This is a genomic window from Microcoleus sp. OTE_8_concoct_300, assembly GCF_031383065.1.
Classification (GTDB): Bacteria; Cyanobacteriota; Cyanobacteriia; order Cyanobacteriales; family Microcoleaceae; genus Microcoleus.
Window position 1 is genome coordinate 1 of sequence record NZ_JANMZH010000375.1, and the last position, 1,719, is coordinate 1,719.

Here is a 1,719-nt window from a genome sequence, read left to right on the forward strand (position 1 = left end):
CGATCATCTCTACCAGTTTCTCTGTCGCCAACTGTTTTAAGGTTTCACTGTTGAGTTTGGGTGGCAGGTGTTTTTTCATAATTGCTATATTCTACTTTCCCGTATCACAGTTGTCAATACCCACCACCTGAATCCTTACAAAGAGTGAATATGTCCCTGGGTTTAATTACATTTTTCAAGACGGCGACCTTTGTAAAGTTGGTTTGAGTGAGACACCAAAAACACGCCGATATTTCCTGTCAAAAGAGTACGAAGCCAACTTAGAAATTAGGGCGATCGTCTTCACGATGAACATGAGACTGACAGAAAAAACGATGCACAAAATCTTTAAGGGTTGCAATGTTCACCGAACTCCAGGATTAGATGGTAGGACAGAATGGTTTGAAGTCAACTATGTAGGAATTATTTTGATGCAAATCACGTTATTTCTTCTCTGTTGGCTTGTCAACTTGGCTTACTTAGCTATTGCCGTTTTAATTTTGATGCTCCTTTCCTCTCTGGTTTTTAGATAATATGTTCAAACAATTGCTGCAATTATTTCCAAGTCTGTTGGCTGCTCAGGAAAAAGTTACTCAGTTTTCGAGAGAGCTGAGTAATAAAATCTTCCAAAACTTCAATCATGATGCTCAACATTTACTCCCAGGTTGCTATTTCTATGCAGGGTTACAAATTGAAGTTAAGACTTTCTCTGCATATTCAACATTTTTGGGAGAAGAACTCAATTACTGGGATTGGCTAGTTTATGACGGTTTTGGGCAAGTAGTGTTGAAAACTGGTGTCGGAAATACGAGAGATGATGCTATAGCTTTAGCTCAAAGTTGGACAGTTGAATTTCTTGACGGCAAAGTACCTTATCCGAATTCTCAAAATGTAGGTGATGAAAATGCTTAAGCAAGTTTTGAATTTTGTGCCAGTCAAGCTTCTTCAAAAGATTGGTAGCTCGATCGTAGAAAATTTGCATGAACGAGATGAGCTTAGGCATTGGACACCGGATCAAACCGATGTTGCCGAAACTTTTTGTTATATGGGACTAGAAATCAAAATCGTTCCCTGTGCAAGGTTGAATTACTGGTACTGGTATTGGTTCGTTTGTGATGGTAGAAGTGCCGACCTCCTAAGAAACGGAACAGCTACTACCGAAAATGATGCGTAGCTTGCGGGCGCGTAGCGCATCGCCCTAGCTCTTAAATGGGCAAATGCTTTTCTAACTGATGATGTTGATACTTTAGCTGAGGAAGAAATAGATGCTTAATTGGTTATTCGGGACACCTCAAACGGTGAATCAATATTCTCGACAAGTTTACGTTAACAGCAGCCGTCGCGCAACCAAAGTTTATACAGTTTATGGCGACACTGAAGTCTGCGCGATTCGAGCAATGAAAGAAGTTGAGCTTCAGCTCCCCCAACCGGAACCGGGAGAAACAGTGGAAATAAAAACTTACTTAACACAGAATGGAAAACCAGATGCGTAAAAATCTCAAACCACTATTGAATCTGTTGCCAGATTCGATCGTCCTATCGTTCACAAAACAGTTGTTGATTTACCTAAAACTTAAAGGTGCAATCACAGAATGGGTGATATAGCACGTCTAAATGAGTTGTGCAAAAGCCTCGTATTTTTTCAAGTTAGGATTATTAAAAAGCTTAAAATCAAAGAAAAACTCGAATAATCGTTTAACGATGGAGAAGTTTGTACAGATGTGATAAAAACGCCGAATA

General features: G+C 39.6%; 4 protein-coding genes. All 4 read left to right on the top strand.

Annotation, left to right across the window (positions count from 1 at the left end):
• Window positions 1–170: 170 nt before the first annotated feature.
• The 4 genes from ACUVJL_RS16720 to ACUVJL_RS16735 all read left to right on the top strand — a co-directional run bounded on the left by ACUVJL_RS16720 (window position 171) and on the right by ACUVJL_RS16735 (window position 1,472).
• A complete protein-coding gene (locus ACUVJL_RS16720; protein WP_445246880.1) occupies window positions 171–512 on the top strand; it encodes a GIY-YIG nuclease family protein in 342 nt (113 codons plus the stop codon).
• A gap of 1 nt (window position 513) precedes the next feature.
• Window positions 514–891 carry a hypothetical protein gene (locus tag ACUVJL_RS16725; protein WP_445246877.1) on the top strand — a complete coding sequence of 126 codons (378 nt, stop codon included), beginning with the start codon at window positions 514–516 and terminating at the stop codon, window positions 889–891.
• Window positions 884–1,153 carry a hypothetical protein gene (locus ACUVJL_RS16730; RefSeq protein ID WP_445246878.1) on the top strand — a complete coding sequence of 90 codons (270 nt, stop codon included), beginning with the start codon at window positions 884–886 and terminating at the stop codon, window positions 1,151–1,153. The genes ACUVJL_RS16725 and ACUVJL_RS16730 overlap by 8 nt, the downstream gene beginning before the upstream one ends.
• Window positions 1,154–1,244: 91 nt before the next feature.
• Window positions 1,245–1,472, top strand: coding sequence for a hypothetical protein (locus ACUVJL_RS16735; RefSeq protein ID WP_445246879.1), 228 nt, complete (start codon window positions 1,245–1,247; stop codon window positions 1,470–1,472).
• Window positions 1,473–1,719: the final 247 nt, after the last annotated feature.

What these genes read in the sequence shown, in the direction of transcription:
- ACUVJL_RS16725 (WP_445246877.1), top strand. Translation starts at nt 514, where the DNA reads ATGTTCAAACAATTGCTGCAATTATTTCCAAGTCTGTTGGCTGCTCAG.
- ACUVJL_RS16730 (WP_445246878.1), top strand. Translation starts at nt 884, where the DNA reads ATGCTTAAGCAAGTTTTGAATTTTGTGCCAGTCAAGCTTCTTCAAAAG.
- ACUVJL_RS16735 (WP_445246879.1), top strand. Translation starts at nt 1,245, where the DNA reads ATGCTTAATTGGTTATTCGGGACACCTCAAACGGTGAATCAATATTCT.